The 23,574-nt window shown below is 61.8% G+C and carries 24 protein-coding genes; 18 read left to right on the forward strand and 6 right to left on the reverse strand.

Features of this window, described 5'->3' with window-relative positions; all coding sequences use genetic code 11:
* Nucleotides 1–38: 38 nt before the first annotated feature.
* Entirely contained in the window at nucleotides 39–728 is a 690-nt protein-coding gene (locus DKK67_RS16530; RefSeq protein ID WP_111497603.1) for a class I SAM-dependent methyltransferase, read from the reverse strand.
* A gap of 11 nt (nucleotides 729–739) precedes the next feature.
* Complete coding sequence (locus DKK67_RS16535) at nucleotides 740–1,588, reverse strand: substrate-binding periplasmic protein (protein WP_111497604.1); 849 nt, start codon at nucleotides 1,586–1,588, stop codon at nucleotides 740–742.
* Between the two features lie 225 nt (nucleotides 1,589–1,813).
* On the opposite strand from DKK67_RS16535, the gene DKK67_RS16540 reads away from it, so the two are divergent.
* Both DKK67_RS16540 and DKK67_RS16545 read left to right on the forward strand, forming a co-directional pair.
* Nucleotides 1,814–1,993, forward strand: a complete 180-nt coding sequence (locus DKK67_RS16540) for a hypothetical protein (protein WP_111497605.1) — start codon at nucleotides 1,814–1,816, stop codon at nucleotides 1,991–1,993.
* Nucleotides 1,994–2,410: 417 nt separating this feature from the next.
* On the forward strand, nucleotides 2,411–4,156 hold the full coding sequence (locus DKK67_RS16545; protein WP_111497606.1) for an alkaline phosphatase D family protein: 1,746 nt from the start codon (nucleotides 2,411–2,413) through the stop codon (nucleotides 4,154–4,156).
* A gap of 21 nt (nucleotides 4,157–4,177) precedes the next feature.
* On the opposite strand, the gene DKK67_RS16550 is transcribed toward DKK67_RS16545, so the two are convergent.
* Nucleotides 4,178–4,600: a DUF4399 domain-containing protein gene (locus tag DKK67_RS16550; protein WP_111497607.1), complete on the reverse strand. Its 423-nt coding sequence runs from the start codon at nucleotides 4,598–4,600 to the stop codon at nucleotides 4,178–4,180.
* A 191-nt stretch (nucleotides 4,601–4,791) separates the two neighbouring features.
* Between DKK67_RS16550 and DKK67_RS16555 the strand changes: the two genes are divergently transcribed.
* The gene (locus DKK67_RS16555; protein WP_111497608.1) at nucleotides 4,792–5,358 is read left to right on the forward strand and encodes a PEP-CTERM sorting domain-containing protein; all 567 of its coding nucleotides are present in this window, start codon (nucleotides 4,792–4,794) and stop codon (nucleotides 5,356–5,358) included.
* Nucleotides 5,346–6,002: a glutathione S-transferase family protein gene (locus tag DKK67_RS16560; protein ID WP_111497609.1), complete on the forward strand. Its 657-nt coding sequence runs from the start codon at nucleotides 5,346–5,348 to the stop codon at nucleotides 6,000–6,002. The genes DKK67_RS16555 and DKK67_RS16560 overlap by 13 nt, the downstream gene beginning before the upstream one ends.
* A 9-nt stretch (nucleotides 6,003–6,011) precedes the next feature.
* On the opposite strand, the gene DKK67_RS16565 is transcribed toward DKK67_RS16560, so the two are convergent.
* Nucleotides 6,012–7,013, reverse strand: coding sequence for a ChaN family lipoprotein (locus DKK67_RS16565; RefSeq protein ID WP_204355857.1), 1,002 nt, complete (start codon nucleotides 7,011–7,013; stop codon nucleotides 6,012–6,014).
* A gap of 124 nt (nucleotides 7,014–7,137) precedes the next feature.
* Here DKK67_RS16565 and DKK67_RS16570 point away from each other — a divergent pair, with 124 nt between their 5' ends.
* From DKK67_RS16570 to DKK67_RS16605, 8 genes are all read left to right on the forward strand, one after another.
* Entirely contained in the window at nucleotides 7,138–7,596 is a 459-nt protein-coding gene (locus tag DKK67_RS16570) for a hypothetical protein (protein ID WP_111497610.1), read from the forward strand.
* Between the two features lie 142 nt (nucleotides 7,597–7,738).
* A complete protein-coding gene (locus DKK67_RS16575; protein ID WP_111497611.1) occupies nucleotides 7,739–8,068 on the forward strand; it encodes a TraR/DksA family transcriptional regulator in 330 nt (109 codons plus the stop codon).
* An 83-nt stretch (nucleotides 8,069–8,151) separates the two neighbouring features.
* Complete coding sequence (locus tag DKK67_RS16580) at nucleotides 8,152–9,084, forward strand: cation diffusion facilitator family transporter (RefSeq protein WP_111497612.1); 933 nt, start codon at nucleotides 8,152–8,154, stop codon at nucleotides 9,082–9,084.
* A 32-nt stretch (nucleotides 9,085–9,116) separates the two neighbouring features.
* The gene (locus DKK67_RS16585; protein WP_162628857.1) at nucleotides 9,117–9,503 is read left to right on the forward strand and encodes a DUF4124 domain-containing protein; all 387 of its coding nucleotides are present in this window, start codon (nucleotides 9,117–9,119) and stop codon (nucleotides 9,501–9,503) included.
* A gap of 91 nt (nucleotides 9,504–9,594) precedes the next feature.
* Complete coding sequence (locus DKK67_RS16590) at nucleotides 9,595–10,011, forward strand: VOC family protein (protein ID WP_111497614.1); 417 nt, start codon at nucleotides 9,595–9,597, stop codon at nucleotides 10,009–10,011.
* A 786-nt stretch (nucleotides 10,012–10,797) separates the two neighbouring features.
* The gene (locus DKK67_RS16595; protein ID WP_228160680.1) at nucleotides 10,798–11,943 is read left to right on the forward strand and encodes an efflux RND transporter periplasmic adaptor subunit; all 1,146 of its coding nucleotides are present in this window, start codon (nucleotides 10,798–10,800) and stop codon (nucleotides 11,941–11,943) included.
* Nucleotides 11,944–11,950: 7 nt separating this feature from the next.
* Nucleotides 11,951–15,115 carry an efflux RND transporter permease subunit gene (locus DKK67_RS16600; protein ID WP_111497615.1) on the forward strand — a complete coding sequence of 1,055 codons (3,165 nt, stop codon included), beginning with the start codon at nucleotides 11,951–11,953 and terminating at the stop codon, nucleotides 15,113–15,115.
* A 16-nt stretch (nucleotides 15,116–15,131) separates the two neighbouring features.
* Entirely contained in the window at nucleotides 15,132–15,791 is a 660-nt protein-coding gene (locus tag DKK67_RS16605) for a CerR family C-terminal domain-containing protein (protein WP_111497616.1), read from the forward strand.
* Nucleotides 15,792–15,986: 195 nt separating this feature from the next.
* Here the strand turns inward: DKK67_RS16605 and DKK67_RS16610 are convergent, their stop codons facing one another.
* Both DKK67_RS16610 and DKK67_RS16615 read right to left on the reverse strand, forming a co-directional pair.
* On the reverse strand, nucleotides 15,987–16,688 hold the full coding sequence (locus tag DKK67_RS16610; RefSeq protein ID WP_111497617.1) for a PspA/IM30 family protein: 702 nt from the start codon (nucleotides 16,686–16,688) through the stop codon (nucleotides 15,987–15,989).
* Nucleotides 16,689–16,692: 4 nt separating this feature from the next.
* A complete protein-coding gene (locus DKK67_RS16615) occupies nucleotides 16,693–16,962 on the reverse strand; it encodes a YiaA/YiaB family inner membrane protein (protein WP_111497618.1) in 270 nt (89 codons plus the stop codon).
* A 227-nt stretch (nucleotides 16,963–17,189) separates the two neighbouring features.
* Here DKK67_RS16615 and DKK67_RS16620 point away from each other — a divergent pair, with 227 nt between their 5' ends.
* From DKK67_RS16620 to DKK67_RS16640, 6 genes are all read left to right on the forward strand, one after another.
* Nucleotides 17,190–17,957 carry a helix-turn-helix domain-containing protein gene (locus tag DKK67_RS16620; protein ID WP_111497619.1) on the forward strand — a complete coding sequence of 256 codons (768 nt, stop codon included), beginning with the start codon at nucleotides 17,190–17,192 and terminating at the stop codon, nucleotides 17,955–17,957.
* A 116-nt stretch (nucleotides 17,958–18,073) separates the two neighbouring features.
* Entirely contained in the window at nucleotides 18,074–18,478 is a 405-nt protein-coding gene (locus DKK67_RS16625) for a lysozyme inhibitor LprI family protein (RefSeq protein ID WP_162628858.1), read from the forward strand.
* A gap of 110 nt (nucleotides 18,479–18,588) precedes the next feature.
* On the forward strand, nucleotides 18,589–19,419 hold the full coding sequence (locus tag DKK67_RS16630; RefSeq protein ID WP_204355858.1) for a hypothetical protein: 831 nt from the start codon (nucleotides 18,589–18,591) through the stop codon (nucleotides 19,417–19,419).
* Between the two features lie 169 nt (nucleotides 19,420–19,588).
* Nucleotides 19,589–20,530: a carbohydrate kinase family protein gene (locus tag DKK67_RS16635; protein WP_111497621.1), complete on the forward strand. Its 942-nt coding sequence runs from the start codon at nucleotides 19,589–19,591 to the stop codon at nucleotides 20,528–20,530.
* 454 nt (nucleotides 20,531–20,984) lie between these two features.
* Complete coding sequence (locus DKK67_RS21640) at nucleotides 20,985–22,220, forward strand: hypothetical protein (protein ID WP_162628859.1); 1,236 nt, start codon at nucleotides 20,985–20,987, stop codon at nucleotides 22,218–22,220.
* A gap of 139 nt (nucleotides 22,221–22,359) precedes the next feature.
* Nucleotides 22,360–23,304, forward strand: a complete 945-nt coding sequence (locus DKK67_RS16640; protein ID WP_111497622.1) for a toll/interleukin-1 receptor domain-containing protein — start codon at nucleotides 22,360–22,362, stop codon at nucleotides 23,302–23,304.
* The last annotated feature ends 270 nt before the right edge of the window (nucleotides 23,305–23,574 follow it).

Genomic DNA, 23,574 nt, shown 5'->3' on the forward strand with positions numbered 1-23,574 from the left:
GGAGGTTTTCGGGGTATGCAAGGCAGGAATCCTGACTTTCAGGAGCGAGGGGCGTCCGGATACGCCATGGTGAACAGGATCGAGAAGGGCGGGTTGCCGGGCAGGTTGGTGGGCTCGGCGACCGATCGCACCCGGAAGCCGAAGCGCCCGAACAGCGCGAACCAGTCGCCCAGTGTGCGGAAGTACCAGGGTGGTGCTTCCCGGAACGCGTCGCTGAACCCGGCCCAGGTGCCTTCCCGCCAGCCGCTTTGGTAACTGCCGGGTTCCAGTGACATCAGCGGGTGCAGGGTCTGGATCACCAGGTGGCCGTCGGGTTTCAGGTGTACGGCGGCAGCGCACAGCAGTTCGTTCGCGGAGGCGTCCCCCAACAGGGCGAAGTTGCAGACCAGCACGTCCACCTGGAAGCTGTGGGCGTTGGCAAGCTGGGCATAGTTCATGACCTGGTAGCGGCTATTGTCCAACACCCGGGCCTGCTCCACCAGTTCCGGTGTGGCATCGATGCCGATACCGCGTATCCCGTGGGCGCTCAGGGCACGCACCAGCCAGCCTTCGCCACAGCCGGCATCGAGCACGAGCCGGGGCTGCAACGTCAGGATGGCGTTGACGATGGCCTGGTTGGTGACGGTCTCGCGGCTGGCGATTTCATGCTCACGGACGGCGCGGATCCAGGCGCTGGCGTTGGTTTTCCAACTGGAGAGAATCCGGGATTCAGGATCGCCGTGGGCCATGGGGATGGGCTTCAGTGATGGCTTGCCGTATCACGGGAGTCGGCACAGCCCGACAGGCGGTGGGTGTGCCGCAGGAGCAGGGGCGCGTCCGTCGTGTCGAAGCCCGACTGCTCGGCGATCTCACGCATTTCGCCGCTGGCCTGAAGATGATGCAGACCGTGATTGAAACGGTTGATGAGCGCCCGGTTGCCGGGCACCAGTCGTGACAGGATCAGGTGCAACTGGGCGGCGTGGAGCACATGCGGATGATAGGTCAGGCGCCGGGCTTCTTCTTCGGAGAACTGTTCTCTCAGCATGTGTCGCCCCACCTCGATGTCGATCGGGAACAGGTCGATGCGCCCCGCCAGCAGTTTGCGGAAGTTGACCCGGTCGGAGGTGGTGACGTCGGTGGTGATCAGACCTTCCGCGTCGGCCCGGGCCAGCGCCTTGCCATAATTGTAGTCCTGAGTCAGGCCGATGCGCAGCCCTTTCAGGTCGTGGATGGTGTCCCACTCGAAGGTGCGGTCGGCGCGGTGGAAGAAAACGTAATGGATCGGCGCGATGGGGTCGCTGAAGTAGAAGTTGATCTCGCGCTCGGGCGAGCAGGACCAGCCGGCTGAACCGTCCCAGTTGCCGTCCCGCGCCAGCTTGAAAGAGCGCGACCAGGGAAAGAAGCCCCATTCCACGTCGACCCCTTCCAACGCGAAGGCGCGTTCCACAACCTGGCTCACCAGCCCGTGGGGTGGTTCTTCGATGAGAAAGGGCGGCCAGTCGCCATTGGTGAGGCGCACCGACTCGGCCCGGGTAACAGGGCTCAGGGCACCCAGTAACAATCCGGCTGCCAGCAGGGTGCGGAGGGCTCCGCGTGTTCGACGAGGCATGGGTTTGTGGCTTCCTTGCATGAAACGGCTCAATCTGTACCGCTGTTCCAGATAATCACAGCCAGCCGGAAGCCTATCATCTTGCCCGTCCTGGGGCACCTGTCGCTCATTCCGCCTGAGCCTCTTCCCGAGCAGCGACGGCGGGGGTATTCTCAAATCGGGCGATCGCGTTGTGCACCATCCAAAGGATTGACCCAGAAGGATTGACTCAAGAGGCGAGAGACTATGGGCGATGTCCTGCCTTTCCGGCGACCGGAAAAGAAGAAACCACGTAAAGGTTTGTGTCAGCACGATTTCCACAAATGGGTGGTGTGCAAGGAGAAGCAGTTTGACGTTAAATGCGGCAAACTGGTGACCGTCTATCGCTGCGAGCGCTGCGGCCAAGAGAAAACCAGGGCCCAGTAGCACGGCCCGGCCTTTGCGGGGCGTCGGCTTGCCGGCCTTGCTGCCTATTCCCCAGGCACGACCGTCAGTGGCTGCGCCGTTGTGACCGGCAGGGCACGGCTTTATACCTTCCCCAATCCCGACGTTGTCCCCCGTCTTCTTTTCATTTCCGGCTTTTCAATGGCCTCTGTCTCTTTTCCCGTCAGCGGTGCCGGTTTGCGCGCACCTCGACGGGGCGAAAACCGGCGTCATCTCGTTGGCAGGTGCAGGAAGAGGGCATGTCCGCATCGTCGACTGACGCCGGCTACGGCACTGTTTTTGCGGGTCTGGACTTGGGTATGCTCCAGCGCGGATGGCAGCGGGATGTCGTCATCCTCATTCGTTACCCCATTCTGCCCGGCCGCCCTGGTTTGCCGGAGCCCAGCAAAAGGATTTGCCATGAAGCGCCTGACCCGTCGCGAGTTTCTCCGCGTCTCCGCTCTCAGTGCCGGAGCGGTGGTTGTATCCACCGGCCTGGCCGGTTGCCTGTCCTCCGGCGGCTCGTCGTCCGATTCCGGGGACGAAGGCGGCGATTCGAATGGCAGTGCCGCCTTCCAGCACGGCGTGGCCAGCGGCGATCCGCTACAGGACCGCGTATTGCTGTGGACGCGCGTCACCCCGCTGGAAACCGACGGCGCGGTCAGCGTGGGTTGGGAAGTGGCGACGGATGCGTCCTTCGCCAACCTGGTGCATTCCGGCACCACCGAAACCAACGCCGGTCGCGATTACACCGTCAAGGTGGACGTGCTCAGCCTGAGTCCGGGCGAAACCTACTACTATCGCTTCAAGTCCCAGGGCTCGACTTCCCTGGTCGGTCAGACCCGGACCCTGCCCGAAGGCAGCGTGTCGCAGGTGACCCTGGCGGTGATGTCCTGTGCCAATTACCCGGCCGGTTATTTCAACGTGTACGACGCCGTAGCCCAGGAGAGTGATCTGGATGCGGTGGTTCACCTGGGCGACTACCTCTACGAATACGCCAACGGCCAGTACGGCACGGACGAAGTGCGCCAGATTCCGGACGCCAACGACACCGAACTGGTGGCGTTGGAAGACTACCGCAGCCGCTACGCTCTCTATCGCACCGACAGCAACCTGCAGGTGCTGCACGCGCAGGTGCCCTTCATCGCCGTGTGGGACGACCACGAGGTGGCCAACGACGCCTGGGAAAGCGGCGCCCAGAATCACCAGGGTTCGGAAGGCGACTACAGCGAGCGCAAGCTGGCGGCCCTGCAGGCCTACTTCGAATGGATGCCGGTGCGCCCGGCCAGCGAGGACGACGAAGAGACCATCTACCGCAGCTTCGCGTTCGGCGACCTGGTCAACCTGTACATGCTCGACACCCGCCTGATCGCGCGGGACGAACAGCTCGACTACGACGATTACATGAGCGGCGACATCATCGACCGCGAGGCGGTCAACAACGCTCGCAGGGACGCCAACCGGGAAATGCTGGGCGCCGAACAGTTGGCCTGGCTCAGCAACCAGGTCCAGACCTCGACCGCGACCTGGCAAGTGCTGGGGCAGCAGGTGCTGATGGGGCGGATGCTGTTCCCGGAAGAGGTGATCGTGTCGTATCAGAACGGGGATTCGGCGGCGGTGATCTCGCAGCTGACGGAGCTGTTGGTGCTCAAGGAAATCGAGAACAGCGGCGGATCGCTCACTACCGATCAGCAGGCCCGTCTGGACAACACCTTGCCCTACAACCTCGACGCCTGGGACGGCTACGTCTGGGAGCGCGACGAGATCTTCCAGTTGATGGCCGACAACGGCAAGAACCTGGTGGTGCTGGCCGGCGATACCCACAACGCCTGGGCCAACAACCTGACCCTGGACGATCCGGACGGCGATGTGGTGGGTGTGGAATTCGCTACCGCCTCGGTGAGCTCGCCGGGGCTGGAATATTACCTGGGGCTGTCGGCGAGCGAGGCCGCCACCGCCGCCCAGGGGCTGGAGACGCTGATCGACGGCCTCGAATACGCCAACGTCAGCCAGCGCGGCTACCTGCGGGTGACCTTTACCGCCACCGAAGCCCGTGCCGACTGGCGTTTTGTCAGCACGGCCACCGACTCCAGCTACAGCCTGGACAGCGACAGTGCCTACGCCCGGAGGACCGTGGCCGGGGCGCCGGGTCTGACGTCCGTCTGAGCCGGGATTCCCGGACGCCCGTTATTCGACGGTGATGGTGATCCGCTCGGAAACCACCGGCGGCTCGTGGGGAATGTGCGTCTGGTCCCCCATAATCAGTTGCAGGGTGTGTTCGCCCGGTGGCAGCTCCAGCTCCGTCTGGGTCTGGCCGCCACCGAAATGGCGATGATGGTCGTCGGATGGAATCGGCTGGCCGGCGGGCGGCAGCTCGTCCACGTCCACCAGCAGGTGATGGTGGCCGGTTTTCGCCATATCGATGCCGGCCGGCGCGACGCCCATGCCTTCCAGGCCAAAGCGCACGGTAACCGGCGAGCTGACTGTGTCGCCATCACTCGGCGTGATGAAATAGACTGACGCGCCGTCCGGGGCCGGGGTGGCCGCGAGGGCTGAGCCAGCGCTAAAGGCCAGCGCCGCCGCCAGGACGGCATTCGGTAGCTGTCGCATATCTCAGTCTCCCTGCTTTGAAACATCGAAAAACCGCTTTCTTACCGTATCAGCATAGGTAGCGTAACGGCGGGCGAACAGGTCGATTTTCTGCACAGGCAGCGGCTTGGCATTCTGTGCAATCAGTTCGTGTGGTCGATATTTGAACAGTGATATAGTGAGCCATCACAACAACATTCAAGGATGACGTCATGTCCCGCCTGTTTGCCATCCTGCTCCTGGTTCTCGCCCAACCCGCCGTCGCCACGGTGATGCAGTACGACTACCGCTTCCACTACAAGGACATCAGCCTCTGCCCGCCGGATTGCAGTGCGCCCACCGGGCTGGGCAGCGGCTCCCTGCTGCTCGATACCGACACCGGCGAGCTGTCGCACCTGCTGTTGGTGAGCGACGACTTCGCCGTTGACTGGTGGGGCAGTGCGCTGTTTACCCAGCGGGACGGGCGCAGCGTGGACGGCGGCGAGCTGGCCAGCTACGGCGTGGACATCAGTCCGGCGTCGGGCCAGTCCATCGGCCTGTACCTCGACCTGTTCTTCGTGCCCGACGGCGGGCAGCCCCTGGCCTACCTGGAAAACGTGGTGGAAGAAGCCAACGGGTTCCAGCAGGGGGAGACAAACTGGTTCTTCTGGGGGCAATATAGCGTCAGTAGAGTCGCAACCGTCCCCGAACCGGGCGCGCTGGCGTTGTTCGGTTTGGGCCTGACGGCCATCAGTCTGGTCGTTGGTCTTCGTCGCCGGAGTCGCTCATGCAGCTCGTGATTGGCAACAAGAATTACTCGTCCTGGTCCCTGCGCCCCTGGCTGCTGATGGCGGCGTTCGGGCTCGAGTTCGAGGAAATCCAGGAATCCCTGGTGCAGGACGGCCTCAAGGTCCGGCTGGGGCGCTACTCGCCCACCTGCCGCGTGCCGGTGTTGCTGGACGGCCGGCTGACCATCTGGGATTCCCTGGCCATCTGCGAATACGTGTCGGAAACCTATCTCGACGGCCGTGGCTGGCCTTCCGACCCGGCGGCCCGGGCCCACGCCCGCTCGGTGGTGGCGGAAATGCACTCGGGCTTCGGTGCGCTGCGGGCGGAAATGCCCATGAATTGTCGCGCCCGTCGGCTGATCGAGCTGTCGGAAGCGGCCCGGGCCGACATTGACCGCATTGACGCCCTCTGGACCGATTGCACCACCCGCTACGGCGAGGATGGGCCCTGGCTGTTTGGCGACTTCTCCATTGCCGACTGCTTCTACGCGCCGGTGGCCTGGCGCTTCCTCACCTACGGCACGCCCCTGTCCGACGGAGCCCAGCAGTACGCCGCGCGCCTGCGCCATCATGAGTGCATGGAGCGCTGGTTGTCCGCGGCCCTCACCGAAACCGAAGTGGTCCCCGAAGACGAGGCGGGACGGGATCTGACCTGACCCCGCCGGTCACGGGCACTCGATCTCACCGGCCCGGGAAAAACGCTCGCCGATGGCGGCGCGCATGCGCTCGGGATCCAGGTATTCCGCAGGCAGGGGCGCGAGTAGGTACACCGCGTCGCCCCGGGTGAGATCGCCTTCCTCAAATGCCGGTCGGGCCGGATCGTCCACCCGGATCGGCGACAGCACGCGGATAGACAGCTCCGGGGCGCGGGCCTGCAGCAGGGCGACGGTGCCCAGCCTGTCGGCGCTGTGGAAGTCGCCGGTGATGTGCAGCACCTGGGCGCCGGGGTTGTCTTCCAGCGCGTCGAGGATGCGTGAGGCCATGGTGTTGTCCCGCAGCAGCTGGGCCTGGTAGCGGTTTTCCAGCGCATTGTCGTCAGCGTGACCGTGGCCGCCCAGGGCCTCGAAGAAACGCTCGCGGTAGGCGGCATCGCCGCGGAACGGGTTGTCCGGCAGCAGGGCGCGGGTGGCGTCATCGAGCCGTTGCAGGGCGTCCGGCCCCCGGCGTCCCACGCAGCGCACGGCGGTTGCCGGGGCGTTGGCCGCCACCACCGGCCGCTCCAGGTTCGCGGCGAAGGTCACCAGAGGCCGGTAACCGGCGCGGTAATTGTCCCAGGCGTCGGCATCCTCAATCATTTCCGCTTCGCCCAGATCGCCGGCCAGGTATCGGTCCAGTGCGTCCTGGTGGTCGGCGTTGAAGGGCTCCAGGCTCAGGATCTGGTCCGGCCGTTCGTTGAAAAGCGCCATCTGCATGCGCGCTTCCAGCAGGTGGGCGCCGTTGTGGCCGTGGAATTCGCCGATCACCACCACGTCCGCCTGTTTCCAGCGCCGTGCCAGTTGCTCCACAGCGATCGGCTGGCCGTCGCTATCCAGCAGCGGCGTGTTGAGGATGGAGTGCATGGGCGGAATGTGGCCCTCCGCCGGCGCGGCGGGTTCGGGCTGGGGCTGGCTGGCGCAGCCGGCCAGGAGCGTCAGGGCACCGGCAATGAGTGGTTTTGGGAGCGGCATCGCTTTCCTCGGGCATGGGCGGACGGCACAATGCAACTGACCTTAGCACAGGGTGGCCGGATGCACCCTTCCAGGGGGCCGCTTTCATCAGGGCGCGCTGGATACTCGTTGTCAGGGAGATGACATGGGCACTGAATCAACCGAATCACCGATCGCGTTCGAGCTGGACGCCGACATGGCGTCGCGACTGACCGCGTCGCTGACACTGGTGGCGCCGGCGTTCCGCCATCAGGCCAGACGCTGGCACCGGATGAGCCGGGATCTCGACCGCCTGCTGGCCAACACCCAGGCGTCGTCACCGCGTGATCTGTGTACCGCCCTGGGCAACCGGATCGCCATCCAGCGACTGGTGGTCGAGCGCCAGTCAACCTGGTGGGGGCGCTGCATCAACCGGCTGACGGCGGATCACATCGATCGTATCGAACTGGTCGGGCGTGAGCTGGTCACCGTCATGGTGCTGCTCGGTTACCCGCCGGATCCGGCCATTGATCCCGTAAAACCCTACCTGCTGGACCTCGACGTGGCCGAAGCGCTGCACGACGCGCTGCAGCGCTGGCTTGAGGGTCGTCGCGACATCCACTGAGCCATACAACCTTGCCGTTCCGTAAGGGCACGATCGACCGGGGAGCGGGTCTAAAGACCGTCTGGTTAACAACTGACCTGAGTCAACCTGTGCCGTAAGGCCTATAGTTAAATACAGGCTCATTGATGAGCGAGGAATGGCTATGTCTGAACGCAAGGCGTTCCTGGCGGATCTGCGCCAGGACCTCAAGAACCGGATCGACAAGTATTCCGCCCACCAGCATCGGGACCATGGCCCCCTGGAAGCGGACTTCGCCGAGCAGGCCGTGCAGCGCCAGAACGACGAAGTCGTGGACGGGCTCGACCACGAAGCCCGGGAAGAGCTGCGCCAGGTGGAGCGTGCCCTCAATCGCATTGCCGAAGGCGAGGGTGACATCTGCGAATACTGCGGCGAATACATCAATCCCGAGCGCCTGAAGATCCTGCCCCAGACCACCGTCTGCGTGGACTGCGCCGAGCAACGATCCCACTGAGCCTCTCTGTCACGTGATGGCTTGACCCTGAAGTGGTTACAGGGTTTGTAATGCCGGGAAACGTTCACAAGGAGTTCGGCGGTATGTCTCACGCTCACCATCACGGGCACGCGCATCATGGCCACAGCCATGGTCACGCTCATGCCCACGGGGTCAGCTATAACCGGGCCTTTGCCATTGGCATTGTGCTCAATACGGTGTTCGTGGTGGTGGAGGCGGTTTACGGCGTCCTGGCGGACTCCATGGCGCTGCTGGCGGATGCTGGCCACAACCTGAGCGACGTGCTGGGCCTGGTGCTGGCCTGGGGCGCGGCCTGGCTGGCCCAGCGGGAGGCCACCAAGTGGCGCACCTACGGCATGAAGAAGACCACTATCCTGGCGGCGCTGGTCAACGCGCTGGTGCTGATGGTGGCCATCGGCGGCATTGCCTGGGAATCCATCCGCCGCTTTGCCGAACCCTCCGAAGTGGCCGGTATGACGGTCATCGTCGTGGCCCTGATCGGGGTGGTGATCAATGCCGCCACCATGATGCTGTTCATGGCGGGGCAGAAGGACGACCTCAACATCCGCGGCGCCTTCCTGCACATGGCGGCCGACGCCGGGGTGTCCCTCGGGGTCGCCGTCGCCGGGCTGGCGATCCTCTGGACGGGCCAGACCTGGATCGATCCGGTGGTCAGTCTGGCCATCGTGGTGGTGATCCTGATCGGCACCTGGGGCTTGCTCAAGGAATCCCTCAATCTGAGCCTGGACGCCGTGCCGGCTGGTATCGACCCGGACGAGGTGCGCGAGATGCTGCAGGACCTGCCCGGCGTGGAAGGCGTGCATCACGTGCACATCTGGGGCATGAGCACCACCGAAAACGCGCTGACGGCGCACCTGGTCAAGCCCGATCCGGCCTCCGACGACGCTCTGCTGGAAAAGCTGGAACACCGGCTACGGCACGACTTCAACATCAGCCACGTGACCATTCAGTGGGAGCGGGATCGGGATACCTGTCCCGTGGCGGGGCAATGTTAATTCCGGGCGTGGCCGCCCGCAGCAGGTGGGCGATGACGAACCGACACGGCCCGGCGGCGCTCGTCCTGGCGCTGGCCACACTGTGGTCGTCCGGACCGGCCGCGGAGGTGTTCCGCTGGGTCGACCGGGACGGTGCGATCCACTTCGGCGACGAGGTGCCCGCCGCCTATAAAGAGACAGCGCGCCCGGTAGCTGTGGACGCCGCCAGGCCGTCCGAACGGGCGCGCCTGGAAGCCGGTCAGCGGGCCGAGAACCAGCGCCAGGCGGCGAAAGACGCGCAACGGTGGCGGCAGGCCCGCGAGCCGGGCCAATCGGGTGACAGGGCCACATCGTCCCGGTCCGCCGACGCGTCCGACAATCGGCCCTACGAAATTCCTGAAGCGCCCCTGGAAGGCCGTATCCGCGTGATTTATGAGTAGGCGGTTGCGTTCAGCAAAGTCTTCCCGACTCCCGGCACCGCCATGTGCCATTGTTGTGGGACTGTTTCGCATCGACGGATGAGGTCACGCCATGAACCCAAGAATGAGCATGGTCACCCTCGGGGTGGCCGACCTGAAGCGTTCCATCGCCTTCTACCGTGACGGGCTGGGCTTCCCACAACTGGAGTCGCCGCCCGAAGTCGCCTTCTTTACCCTCAACGGCACCTGGCTGGGGCTCTACGGGCGGGAAGCGCTGGCCGACGACGTCGGAATTCCCAACAGCCCGCCGGCCGGATTCCCCGGGTTCACCATCGCCCACAATCTTGCCTCCGAAGCCGAAGTGGATCGGGTCATGGCCGAGGCCGTGGCGGCCGGTGCCACCCGGATCAAATCGCCGCAGAAGGTGTTCTGGGGTGGCTACTCCGGCTATTTCTCCGATCCGGACGGCTACCTCTGGGAACTGGCCTACAACCCGTTTGCGTGGGTCGGGCCGGCGGACCCGGAGTGACGAGGGGATCTCGACCGCCCTTCGGGCGGCTCGGAAACTAAAGTTTCCGCTACATTGGCGGTGCTGGTTTCGAGCTTGGGAATCTCCCGCACCCTGTAGCAGAAACTTTAGTTTCTGAGGCGCCGTGAGGTGCCCGGAAAAAGCCCCGCCGAGGCACAAAAGCCCATTGGATGCTGCTGCCCCAAAGCACAGGACAGGAGTTGGTTCCGGCCGCCCCTGGGGCGGCCCGGAAACTAAAGTTTCCGCTACATTGGCGGTGCTGGTTTCAAGCTTGGGGGCCTCCCGCACCCTGTAGCAGAAACTTTAGTTTCTGAGACGCCGCGAGGTGCCCGAAACAATCCCGCCGAGGCACAAAAGCCCATTGGATGCTGCTGCCCCAAAGCACAGGACAGGAGTTGGTTCCGGCCGCCCTGTGGCCGGCTCGGAAACTAAAGTTTCCGCTACATTGGCGGTGCTGGTTTCGAGCTTGGGAATCTCCCGCACCCTGTAGCAGAAACTTTAGTTTCTGAGGCGCCGCGAGGTGCCCGAAACAATCCCGCCGAGGCACAAACGCCCCATTGGATGCTGCTGCCCCAAAGCACAGGATAGGAGTTGGTTCCGGCCGCCCAGTGGCCGGCTTGGAAACTAAAGTTTCCGCTACATTAAGCGGTGCTCTGTTGAGGCATTCAAGCACCCCTGATAACCGCTTATCCGATTGATTATCCATCCAAAAATTACGTTGCTTTCAAATTTAATCAAATGATTATAAAATCCGTTTGATCAATTGATTAAACGGGCGAATGGGGCATGCAAACCGACAGCAAGGCATCGATGGAAAGCAGGGCGCGAGCCGCGCGCTTTTGGGGCGTGGCGGTTCTGATCGGGGTATTGGGCGGCTGCACGTCGTCGGCCGGGGAGCAGGCGGAAGAGACCCCGCCGCGGGTGGTGGACAGCACCCGGGTGATGCCGGCCAACGGCTCGACGGAAGTGACCCTGTCCGGACGCATCACGGCGGCGGAGCAGACGTCCCTGAGTTTCGAGATCTCCGGCGAGATCGAGAGCCTGGCGGTGGATGTCGGCGACAGCTTCGCGGCCGGCGATACCCTGGCGGTGCTGGACGACGCCCGTTACCAGTTGGAGTACCAGCGCTCCGTCGCCGCCGAGCGCGAAGCAAAGGCCACGCTGGATGAGGCCAAACTGGCCTACGACCGCCAGAACAGCCTGCGCGAGAAGGGCTACACCAGCCAGTCCCAGCTCGACAGCGCCCGGGCGTCTCTGGACGCGGCCCGCTCGCGCTACGAATCGGCCATGGCGTCACGCCGCCTGGCTGAACGCGACCTGCGTCTGACCGCCCTCAAGGCGCCGTTCACCGGCTCGGTCAGCCAGCGCCGGGTGGAGCCTTCGGAACGGGTCAGCCCCAACCAGACCATCCTCGATGTGATCTCCGACCGCGATGGCTTCGAAGTGGACACCAGCGTGCCGGAAACCCTGATCGGCCGGCTCCATGACGGTGAACCCCAGCAGGTGCATATCCCGGCACTGGGCGACGAGCGCATCCCGGCGCGCATCAAGCACATCGGCACCCAGCCGCAGTCGTCCAACAACTACCCGGTGGTGCTGACCCTGCCGCAGCCGCTGGACGGACTGCGCTCAGGCATGACCGCCCAGGTTCACCTCAAACTGGCCAACGGCGAAGCGGAAGACGCCACTCTGGTGCGCATCCCGCTGACGGCGCTGGTCTACGACGGCGACGAAAAGGCCCACGTGCTGCGCATCGGCGCGGACCGCACCCTGGAGCGGGTGGACGTGGCCATCGCCCACGTGGATGAGCGCATTGCGTCGGTCACCGGCGCCCTGCAAGCGGGCCAGCGTATCGTCGCGCGCGGGGCGGAGTTCGTCTCGCCGGGCGAGGTCGTGGACCTGATGGGACAGGGCCCCGAGCGGTACAACTGAGGTGGCCATGAACCTGTCGCAACTGGCCTTCCGTTTCCGCCCGGTCCTCTACCTCACCACCGCCATCGCGATTCTCTACGGCGTGGTCAGCTACTTCGCGCTGCCCACCCGGGAAGATCCGGAGATCACCATCCGCCAGGCGGTGATCAGTACGTCCTACCCGGGGCTGACCGCCGAGCAGGTGGAAGAGAACATCACCAAGCCGCTGGAGGCCAGCGTGCGCAAGGTTGGGGAAGTGGAGAAGATCCGCTCCACCTCCATGCGCGGGCGCTCGCTGATCCACGTGGAAATCCAGGACCGCTTTTTCAACCTCGACCAGATCTGGGACGAGGTGCGCGAGCAGATCGACGCGGCGCAGTCCGAGCTGCCCGAAGGCACCGGCACGCCGGTGCTCAATGACGACTACGGCGATGTGGCCGTGGTCACCGCGGCACTGACCTCGGACGTGTTCAGCCAGGCCGAGCAGATGGAAATGGCGGAACACATCCGCACCGCCATCTACGGCATCGAGGGCACCGAGAAGGTGGAGCTGCTGGGGGAGCAGCCCCAGCGCGTCTTTATCGACCTGCCGGAAACCCGCATGGCGGAACTGGGCCTGACGCCCAACGAGCTGGCGGGTCAGCTCCAGTCCCGCAACGTGATGCCGCCCGCCGGTGTGATCGAGTCCGGCGAACAACGATTCGCCCTGCAGGTGTCCGGCGAGTATTCCGACATCGACGCCCTGCGCAACGCCGAGATCCAGCTTCCTGATGGCGGCACGATGCGCCTGGGCGACCTGGGCCACGTCAATCGCGGCTACGTCGATCCGGTGGAGCAGCCCGCCTATTTCAACGGCAAGCGGGCCATCGTGCTGGCCATTTCCATGCTCGACGGCTACAGCGTGCTGGACTATGGCCACGCGGTGAAAAACACCCTGCACAAGGTCCGGCAGACCCTGCCGGCGGGCTACGACCTGCAGATCATGACCTTCCAGGCGGACCAGGTGGCCAACGCGGTCTACGGCGTCACCTCCAGCGTGATCCAGACCCTGGTGATCGTGCTGGCGGTGGTGATCCTGTTCCTGGGCGTGCGCACGGGGCTGATCGTCGGTTCCATCATTCCGGCGGTGATGCTGGTGACCCTGGCCATCATGGGCTTCATGGACATGACCCTGCAACGCATGAGCCTGGCCACGCTGGTGATCGCCCTGGGGCTGCTGGTGGACAACGCCATCGTCATCGCCGAGGACTTCAAGACCCGCCTGGAAAACGGCGCCAGTCGCGACGAGGCCCTCAAGCAGACCGGCGGCGAACTGGCGGTGCCGCTGCTGTCCTCCACGCTGACCACTATCCTCGTGTTCCTGCCGCTGATGCTGGCGGAGCACGTGTCCGGCGAGTACACCCGCTCGATCTCCATCGTCATCGCCATCTCCCTGCTGACCAGCTGGTTCCTGTCCCTGACGCTGACGCCGGTGCTGTGCCACCGCTTCCTCAAGCTGCCGGAACAGGACGCGGCCAGGCGTCGTGGCCCGGGTGCTTCGAAAGAGGGTGCTTCGAAAGAGGAGGCGTCGGAAGAGAGTGCGTCGAAAGAGAGCCTGTCGGACCGCCTGTTCCGCTTCATGGCCAGCCGCTACGAGTCGCTGCTGCGCCGGGTTCTGCGTCACCGCCCGCTGTTCCTGGGGATCATGGTGCTGGCGCTGATCGGCGGCGTCGGCCTGATGCAGGTGGTGCCCAAGAAGTTCTTCCCGGATTCCGACCGCACCCAGGTGCTGGTCTACCTCGACTTCCCGTCGGACATTGCCCCGTCCGAAGCGGACCGGCGCATCCAGGCGATCAGCGGTGCGCTCAACGACGACCAGGCCCTGCACGAGGACGTCTCCAGCGTTGCCGCCTACGCCGGTTTCGGCGGGCCGCGCTTCGTGCTGTCGCTGACGCCCATCGACCCGGCACCGAACAAGGGCTTCCTGGTGCTGAACGTGAGCGATCGCGACCGGGTGGACGCGGTAATGGCCGAAACCCGCACCGTGCTGAACCGGGACTTCCCCGACGTCTACCCGCAGATCACCAAGATGTTCCTCGGGCCGTCCGACTCCAACCTGCTGGAGATCCAGGTGAAAGGGCCGGACCGGGAAGTGCTGTTCGGCGCCGCCCAGCAGGTGGAACAGGCCCTCAAGGATCTGCCGGGCTCGCGCGACGTGCGCCAGAGCTGGGAGGCGCGGATTCCCACGCTGAACATCCAGGTGGATCAGGCCCAGGCGCGCAGTGCGGGGGTGACGTCGGAGGACATTGCCCGTTCCCTGCGCGGCGCCATCGACGGCTACCACCTGAGCAACTACCGGGAAGGAGACAACATCATCCCCATCATGCTGCGTTACGAGGAGGCCGAGCGTTCCAGCCTGCAGCGGCTCAAGTCGCTGACCGTCTACCCGCTGGAAAACCCGGGGCAGGGCGTGCCGCTCAACCAGGTGGCGCAGGTGCACATCGGCAACGGCTATTACCGCATCGACCGCGAGAACCTGGTGCGCACCATCACCATCGAGGGCCGCAACGCCGGGCTCACCGCCGAGGACATGATGCCCCGGATCCAGCCGGCGCTGGACCGCATCGAAGCGGACCTGCCGCCGGGGCACTGGATCGAGTTCGACGGCGTGGTGACCCAGTCCGCCGAGGGGAAGGCGGCGCTGCAGGCCTACCTGCCCATGTGCCTCGGGGTGATCTTCATCCTGCTGGTGGCCCAGTTCAATTCCTTCAAGCGGCCGCTGCTGATCGTCACCACCATTCCGCTGGTGATCGTCGGCGTGGCGCTGGGGCTGATGCTGATGCGTGCCAACTTCGGCTTCATGGTGCTGCTGGGTATCTACAGTCTGGCGGGGATCATCATCAACAACGCCATCGTGCTGATCGACCGCATCGACATCGACCGTCGCGATCCGGCGCTGGACATGACCGAGGCGGTGATCCAGGCGTCCGTGCGACGGCTGCGGCCGATCCTCATGGCGACGGTGACCACCATTCTCGGCTTCCTGCCGCTGATCGTCGGCCGTGACGCGCTGTTCTACGGCATGGCCAGCGCCATGGCCTGCGGGCTGGCGTTGGGCACGGTGATGAGCCTGGGCGTGGTGCCGGTGCTCTACACCTACTTTTTCCGGGGCGAATCGGAGAAGATGGGCGCCGCGACACCCGAGAATGCCTGACCATGGATCCGAAGCTGTGACTGAAAAAACGCGACTGGAAGACGAGACCGCCGGCAAGCTGATCCTGGCGGGTATGGACCTGTTCGGCCAGTTCGGCTTCAAGGGCACCACCACGCGCATGATCGCCGAGGCGGCCCAGTCCAACATCGGCTCCATCGCCTACTACTTCGGCAACAAACAGGGGCTCTACCTGGCCATCGCCCGCCACATCGCCCGGCGCCTGCGGGTGGTGTTCGAACTGGAGGGCATGGAAGTCAGCCATGCGGATGTCAGTAACATCGACCCCGACGCCGCCCGGGAGCTGATCAGCGGCCTGGTGCGGCGCATGGTGCGCCTGTTCAGCCAGGAGGAGGAAGCCCGCCGCTGGCTGATGATGGTGATGCGCGAACAGGCCAATCCCACCGACGCCTACGATATTCTCTATCAGGAAGCCTTCCTGCTGGGGCACGTCCACCTGACCACGCTGATCGCCGTGCTCATGGGCCGCGACCCCACCGAAACCCGCGTGATCCTCGAAGCCCACACGCTGGTGGGGCAGATCGTTTTCTTCCTGGTCGGCCGCACACCGCTACTGCGACGCCTAGACTGCGGCGACCGCTTCCCGCCAGAGCTGGTGGACATGGCGGAAGAGGTAGTGCTGGCCCACGTAGCGGCGCTGGAAAAGCGGGCGGAGTAAACAGGCTGATCGAGGATTCATCGTCCGGTCGCCTGGCGGCGCCTCATAAACTGAAGTGTCTGGTACAGGGAGAGCGGGCTGTCTGTCGTCTGGCGTTAGCACCATCCATGTAGCGGAAACTTCAGTTTCCGAGCCGCCCGGCCGGGCGGCCAGGGGCTCACACCAGAGTGAGCCCTTACCCAACCATCCATCGCCTCACGTCGCCTGCGGCGCGTCCTTCGCCCGCAACCGCGCCAGCACCGCTTTGGCATCGTGCTTCCCGTTGTCGATTCCGGCTTTTTCCAGCTTGCGGTCCAGGTGGCTGCCGAGTTCCTCTTCGGCCAGCTCCTGCAGGCTGTCGTTCACGTCCGCCGTGCGCTCCTGCTGGGCCTTGATGCGATCCACCGAGGCGGCCAGGTCGCTCATGTGGGTGTGCAGGCCGGCGGTGTGGCTGCCCAGTTCTTTCAGCACCTTCTCTGCGTTGTGGTTGGCTTTGGCCAGGCTCAGTTCGCGCTTGTAATGCTGCAGGGTGCGGCCGGCGTCCTGCAGGCGCTTGCGCAGGGTTTTCTCCTGCGCCGCCAGGTAGTCGGCGTGGCGGCGCTGTTCGGCCAGCAGGTTCTCGTCCTCGGCGATGCGTTCGGCCAGTTCCGTCGCCAGTGCTTCCTCATCCAGTTCCAGCGCGTGCCGGGCCTGGCCCTCGCGCTCGGTGATGGTCTGCGCCAGGCGCTCGTTGCTGCGTTGCAGCTGTTTGGATTCCGCCATCAGCCCGGCCAGCTCACGCTTGGCGCCGACCATGGCGTCCTCGGTTTCCCGTAGCTCCTGCGCCAGGATGCGCAGGGCGTTGGCGTCCACCAGTTTCTCCACCGGCTCGTGGGCCGAGGCGCGGAACAGGGTGCCGACTTTTCTCCAGAGCATCATGACGTTACTCCCCGTACTCTTTCAGGATCTGCTGGGCCCGGGCTTCCGACAGCCGGTTGTGGATGCGCTGGCTCTCGTGCTCGTCGCGCATGGTCTTGGACAGGGTGATGGTGGTGCTCACCAGGAACAGCGCGCAGATCGCCATGTAGCCTTTCACCAGCAGATCCGTCGGGGTGAAGACGATGCCTACACCGGTGGCCACCAGCGCGATGGCGAAGGACGCCTTTACGAAAAACAGCCAGCCGGTGGAGTTACTGCTCAGTTCGTTATCCATGTGTGCCTCCAGTATTCGCTTCTTTTTGGGTCTGCGGCATCGGTGCCGCGTTGGAGTCCACTCTGGTGGCAGGCGGGCAGGGCAACCAGCAAAAGCCAAAAAGTAGCGTCTACGTCGATGGTGGGTATTGCAGGGCGATACGTTGCTTTAAACTGGGGGCTTCGCCGGAGCGATTGCCGGGCGCCGCGACGGCCAGGCAGCAACAGAGAGATGAGAGAGGGATCCTCATGGCCCAGACCACCGCTATTGTCGACGCCCTCAAGGGCGCCCTGAAGGAACACGGCCTGACCTACCAGCAGGTGGCCGACGCCCTCGACCTGTCGGAAGCCAGCGTCAAGCGCCTATTCGCCGAGCGCCAGTTTTCCCTCAAGCGGCTGGACCAGATCTGCGCCCTGCTGGGCCTGGAGATCAGCGACCTGATGCGCCGCCTGGAGCCGGAAACCCGCATCGACCGCCTGACCCGCGAGCAAGAGCAGGAACTGGTGTCCGACATCCCGTTGCTGCTGGTGGCGATCTGCGCGCTGAACCGCTGGCACTTCGAGGACATCCTGGCGGCCTATACCCTCAGCGAGCACCAGGTGATCGGCCGGCTGGCGCAACTGGACCGCATGGGCCTGATCGATCTGCTGCCGGGCAACCGCATCAAGCCGCTGATCAGCCATGATTTCCAGTGGCAGCGCAACGGGCCGATCCAGACCTATTTCGAGGAGCAGGTGCAGGGGGATTTCTTCCAGTGCCGCTTCAACCGGCCAGGGGAGCTGCGCCTGTTCCTCAACGGCATGCTCTCGCCGCGTTCGAACGACGTCATGCAGCAGAAACTCCGACGTTTGGCGCTGGACTTTCGCAACTGTCATCGGGAAGATTTATCCCTGCCGCTGGATCAGCGCTACGGCGTCAGCCTGATCCTGGCGATGCGTCCCTGGGAGGTGGCGGCGTTCCGACACTACCGCCGCCCTGAGGCGCAGAAAGTTTATCCGGGGCATCCGGCACGCTGAGAACCGCTTGCGCATTGGGGCGGTTTTCCGATTCCATGCGTGCCGACGAACGGCGCCCCTCACTCACGCGGTTCGAGATCGACGAACCCACACTGACCCAAAACGGAGACGACCCCATGCGATTGCTCATCGCCCTGATGATGATGGCGTACGCCGGACTGACCCTGGCAGCGGACGACGACTGCGAGAACCCATTGACCACCATGGACATGACCCGCTGCGCTTCCATGGAGCTGGAATCGGCCAACGAGGAAATGAAGCAATACCTGCAGGCGGCTCTGGACCGCTACGACGAGGCACCGTCCAACCACCGCCTGATCAACGCCGCCCAGAAAACCTGGGACGAATACCGCACCAAACACTGTGATTCCCTGTTTCACGTCTGGAGCGATTCCACCCTGGGTAGTGTGAAATTTGCGCAATGTAAAACGCGCCTGACCCGCGCCCGGACCCACGAAATCTGGCGTTCCTTCCTCACCAGGGACGACGACTCCGAACCGGTTTTGCCAGAGCCTCAATGACCTACCTCAAGCGCGCCGGGGCGGCCTAAAATGACATATCGATAAGCCGATTCCAGGCGGCGCCTGCGTTATCCTGAGCGCCAACATTTCGAGTGCTTCTGGATCATCCCGTGAGTCGTTTTCGTTCCCTTTTTTCACTGCTGGCGTTGGCGGCAGTCCTGACGGTTTTCGGCTGCTCCCAGAGCAAGCCGAACGTCGACCTGTCCCTTTCCGACAAACAGCTGGACTGGGTCGCCAGCAAAATCTTCCAGAACGAGTGTTCCGGCGAGGTGGACTGCCTGGTGCACTGGAACGAGGGTGAGGCCTTCCCGTCCCTCGGCATCGGGCACTTCATCTGGTACCCCAAGGGCGTGGACGAGCCCTACGCCGAGAGCTTCCCGGCGCTGGTCAAGTTCATGAAGGCCGAGTCCGTCGACATGCCCGACTGGCTCGCCAAAATGAGCCCGCTGGACGCGCCCTGGCCGGATCGGGACAGCTTCCTCAACCAGCAGAGCGGACCGCAGATCGAGTTCCTGCGCTGGTTCCTGGACGAGACCAAACACGTCCAGGCCGAGTTCATGTACAGCCGCGCCCAGGAGTCCCTGTCGAAAATCCTCGACGCCACCCCCGAAGACCAGCGCGACGCCATGCGCCAGCGCATCGACAACCTGCGTAACACCGCCGGCGGCGTCTACGCCCTGATCGACTACGTCAACTTCAAGGGCGAGGGCCTGAAGGCCTCCGAGGCCTACGACGGCCAGGGCTGGGGCTTGCGCCAGGTGCTTGAACGCATGGGTGAAGTCGACAAACGCACCGCGCTGGCCCGCTTCCGCCAGGCCGCCGCCGACGTACTGACCCAGCGTGCCGAAAACGCGCCCCGGGCCATCGAGCGCGACAAGTGGCTGGCCGGCTGGCTCAATCGCGTGGAGACCTACAAGGAAGTGGGGCCGAGCCCGGGGTAGGGCGCAGCGTTCGATATCAGCACGCCTCCGACCAGGGTTGGCTGAGGCGTCTCGGAGCAAGCCTTGAGTCGCCTCAGACTTCGGTCGGCTTGAGTTTTCCGTGAGCGTCGGCGCAAGATAAGGGCCGAATTCAACGCGGTGCAGGACGCGCCAAACACGGAGAACAACAATGACGCGAGTGATTGCCTTCGGAGAAGCCCTCATCGACATGCTGGCCCGCCCGGGCGACGACGGCCAGCGCACCTTCCTGGAACAGGCCGGCGGTGCCCCCGCCAACGTCGCCGTCGGCGTCGCCAAACTGGGCGGCCAGGCCTGCTTTATGGGGCAGGTGGGCAAGGACATGTTCGGTGACATGCTCGTGCGGACCATGGCCGACTACGGCGTCGACACCCACGCCCTGCACCAGACCGCCGCCGGCATGACCGCGCTGGCCTTCGTCAGCCTCGACGCCGACGGCGAACGCAGCTTCGCCTTCTACCGCGACGGCAGCGCCGACCTGCTGTACCGCATCGAACACGTCCCCGACGGCCTGTTCGACACGCCCGCCATCTTCCACTGCTGCTCCAACACCCTGACCGACCCGGAAATCGCCGACACCACCCTGGCCCTCATGCAACAGGCCCGGGACGCCGGCTGCCTGGTCAGCTTCGACGTCAACTACCGCCACAACCTCTGGCCCAAGACCGCCACACCCGCCGACACCATCGCCGACGCCATGGCCCTGGCCCACATCGTCAAACTCAGCCGCGAAGAGCTGGAGGCCCTCTACGGTGATGAACAGACCACCGTCACCCGCCTGCTCGACGACGGCGCCCAGCTCGTCCTCGTCACCGACGGCGGCAACCCCCTCAACGTCTACTGGCCCGGCGGCGCCACCGACATCGCCCCCGTCCCCGCCGACATGATCGACAGCACCGCCGCCGGCGACGCCTTCGTAGCCGGCCTGCTGCACCGGCTGGCGGAGCAGGGCATCACCCGCGAAACCCTGACCGGCTGGATCGCCAACAAGGCCCAACTGGAAAAAGACCTCCAGTTTGCCTGCCGCTGCGGCGCCGTGGCCGTATCCCGCTACGGGGCGTTCGATGCCCTACCGACGGCGGACGATCTCTGATTTAACACGACCTGTCGCAATCCCCGATTTGTAAAAGCTTGTCAGACGCGGTGGTGCCACCGCGCTGGATCGCTAGACTCGAATAAAAGGCGCCCAAACGGGCGCCTCACTGGCGGTGGGATATCGCTGGGGCTGCGGTGTGATCAGGGATGAGGTTTGCCTTTCTGTTTTCTGCGTTTTCCTTCCTGATCGTTCTGGTGGTGAGTTCCGAGCCTTCCCGTGTGTTCCGGTGCGGTTGTGTGTACAGGTATATGGAAATCATGGAATGCGGAAGTCGCGATATTGCATGGGGTATCTGTGCGCAAGGCCTAAAGTGCTGATTAAAATAGGTTTTTTATTAGTTCGGGCCGTTGCCCCGGTTGTTATCTGGAACGCACGATTATTTGATATTGCGGAGCGCGGTCTAATCGCTGTTAGCTGTTACTCAGTTCATAGATCAAAGGTACGGAGTAGAATGAAAACAAAAACGGTAGCAAGCATTGCGTTGATCCTGTTGGTTATTGGCGTGTTAACGGTGTTGCTAATTCTATCTTTCTCGACTCTAACGACTCGGGAAACAGGATTGATGAGCACTATACTCACATTGCTATCGATTCTTGCCACATGGATAGTTTCTTTCCTTTACTCTGAATCGATCCACAGGACTTCCATCTCGGAAGCAAAAGAGTCCCACCAAGAAAACCTTAGAACTTATGCCTTAAAAGCGTCTGAGAAAGTGACAAACCTATCTGACCAGCTATCACAACTAAGTGCTTTCTTAGAGGAAGAGCTTAACGCCAGCGACTTTGAAACTATTCAAGAACTAGTCAATAGTCGAGAACAGCGCATAGTAAGCGCTATACAAATGCTGGCAATGTTAAAGTCTGTAAATGATACGTCCTTAAGTGATTGGCAGGGAGTAATTGGTGAAGAGCTAGAAGAACAAAGGGAAGAAAAGCAGGAACTACAAGAATACGTTCTTGAGCTTACCGATAGGCTTGAAAGAGTATTGGAAAGAGAAGCAAGCCAATCTGAGCAAAGTCAAAAAGAGAAAGAAGTTCAACTACTTTCGTTGCGAAACGACCTATCAAAAATGATAAATGAGGTCTCTGGAAGGCGCCCGGTACCAAAGATTGCAAGAAAATCAATCCGTAAAGATATATCTGTGAAATGCCCCAAGTGCGAATCGGAACTGAGCTACCGACAAAGGGCAAAGAAGAATACAGCAAAGAAAGTTGAATGTAGTGAATGTAAATCTAGATATGTATCCCTTTATGACGAGAGCAAGGGCAGTTTCTACCTCGAAGTAAGTAAAGATATCCCGGAAGAAATTAATTGTGAAGATTGCTCGTCAGTGATTACTACCATGCTCAACTCATTCCCTGGGTCAATTTCAAATGTGGTTTGTGACCAATGCGAAGCTAAATATAGGTTAGTTCGTTATCACAACGGTGAGGTAAGGCTGAAAAGAATAGGCATAGCTCCCTCCAGCGGAATGAAGCTAACCGATGAAATTATCGATAAAGTTAGGTTACAGCTTCCCGGTCAACCGTGGCCACGACATATCCACAAGACCGTTGCTCAGGAACTAGGAATATCGAATGGAATGGCTCAAAAGGCAATTAGAAGGCTCATCGATAAAGGTGTTTTTAAAGAACAAGTAAACGGGCAGCTATATGAATTAAAACCTGTTTCCGAAGATGGCAGCTAACAAGTTGTTGTAGTTTGTTCCGGCCTACGGCCTCCACCGGACGCCCCTGTCGGGGCGCCGCTAAACAAAAGCGTTATAAGCCTAGTTGAGCATACGTCTTAGGAAGTCAAATTTTAGTAGATAGTTTAAGGTTAATTTTATGCAAGTACCTAAAGTGTTTTTCTCTTACTCTCATGATAGTGAAGAACATAAAGCGTGGGTTCTAGCGCTAGCAACACGTTTAGAAGAAAATGGAGTTGCTGTGACATTAGACCAATGGGACTTGAGAGTTGGCGATGATCTTCCCTTTTTTATGGAATCTGGTCTAACTGATGCAGATAGAGTTGTTTTAATATGTACGGAGTCATATGTAAAAAAAGCTAATGACATGCGTAGTGGTGGTGTCGGTTATGAAAAAATGATAATTACTGCTCAAATAATGGCAGATCTGGGAAGCAACAGGGTAATCCCTATAGTTGTTAATAATGACTCACCCAATATGACTCCGACGTTTGTTTCTAGCAAGTTATATCTAAGCTTTGAGGCATCAGATTACGAAAATAGTTACTGCGAGCTCATTAGTAACCTGTGGGGTAAATCCGTAAAACCACGACCAAAGAGAGGTTCGAGTCCCTTTGCTAGAGAAGTTTCTCCCATAACTCCAATTACTTTTGATGTGCCTGCTTCTTTTAGTAACCCTGCTACAAAGTCCAAAGTTACTGTTAATCCGACAGCTAATAACGGTCGTTATTGGGTTGGTGAGGGAGAGATGGCTTTTGAATTGTATTGGTCTAGATGTGGTGCGGGCTCTATATGGATATACAACGACCCTGAATCTATACATTCCTTATCTATAGCTCCTGAGAGTTTCAAAGACATATCTGACATTGTTGATGCTACTGACCCTTCATTTTATCTTGAGGAAAGAAGTTCTAGTTTACGGGTCGGTGAAATTGCAGTTTTGCAGAACACTAATGGTTATTATTTAGCGTTAAAAGTGGAACAAGTCCTATATAGATGTAGGCATGGTGATGATAAAGATGAATTGACTATTAGTTACGTAATTGCGCCAGCTAAAAGTACATCATTCTCAAAGTTTGCGTAAAGAAGTAAGTTGTACCGTGTGTTCGGCTTATAACAAACAATTTAAGAGTGATTCCCCACGCCTGGCATTTTGGGTTTAGGTTTAGTTCAGTGTTTACGGCGTCCATGTTGAGTAACGTGATTGCGTGGGTCACACCTTAATTGGGCGTTGATATGACTCCCCACGTCAAGAGGCAAACACCGATCCAGGCCTGTATTCCAAGGCTAGGTGTTGCCGTTAAAGGGCGGGTCAGGACAGACGCTGAGGCCAGTAATCGTCGACGGTTTTCAT

The organism is Marinobacter bohaiensis, from assembly GCF_003258515.1.
Taxonomy (GTDB): Bacteria; Pseudomonadota; Gammaproteobacteria; order Pseudomonadales; family Oleiphilaceae; genus Marinobacter_A; species Marinobacter_A bohaiensis.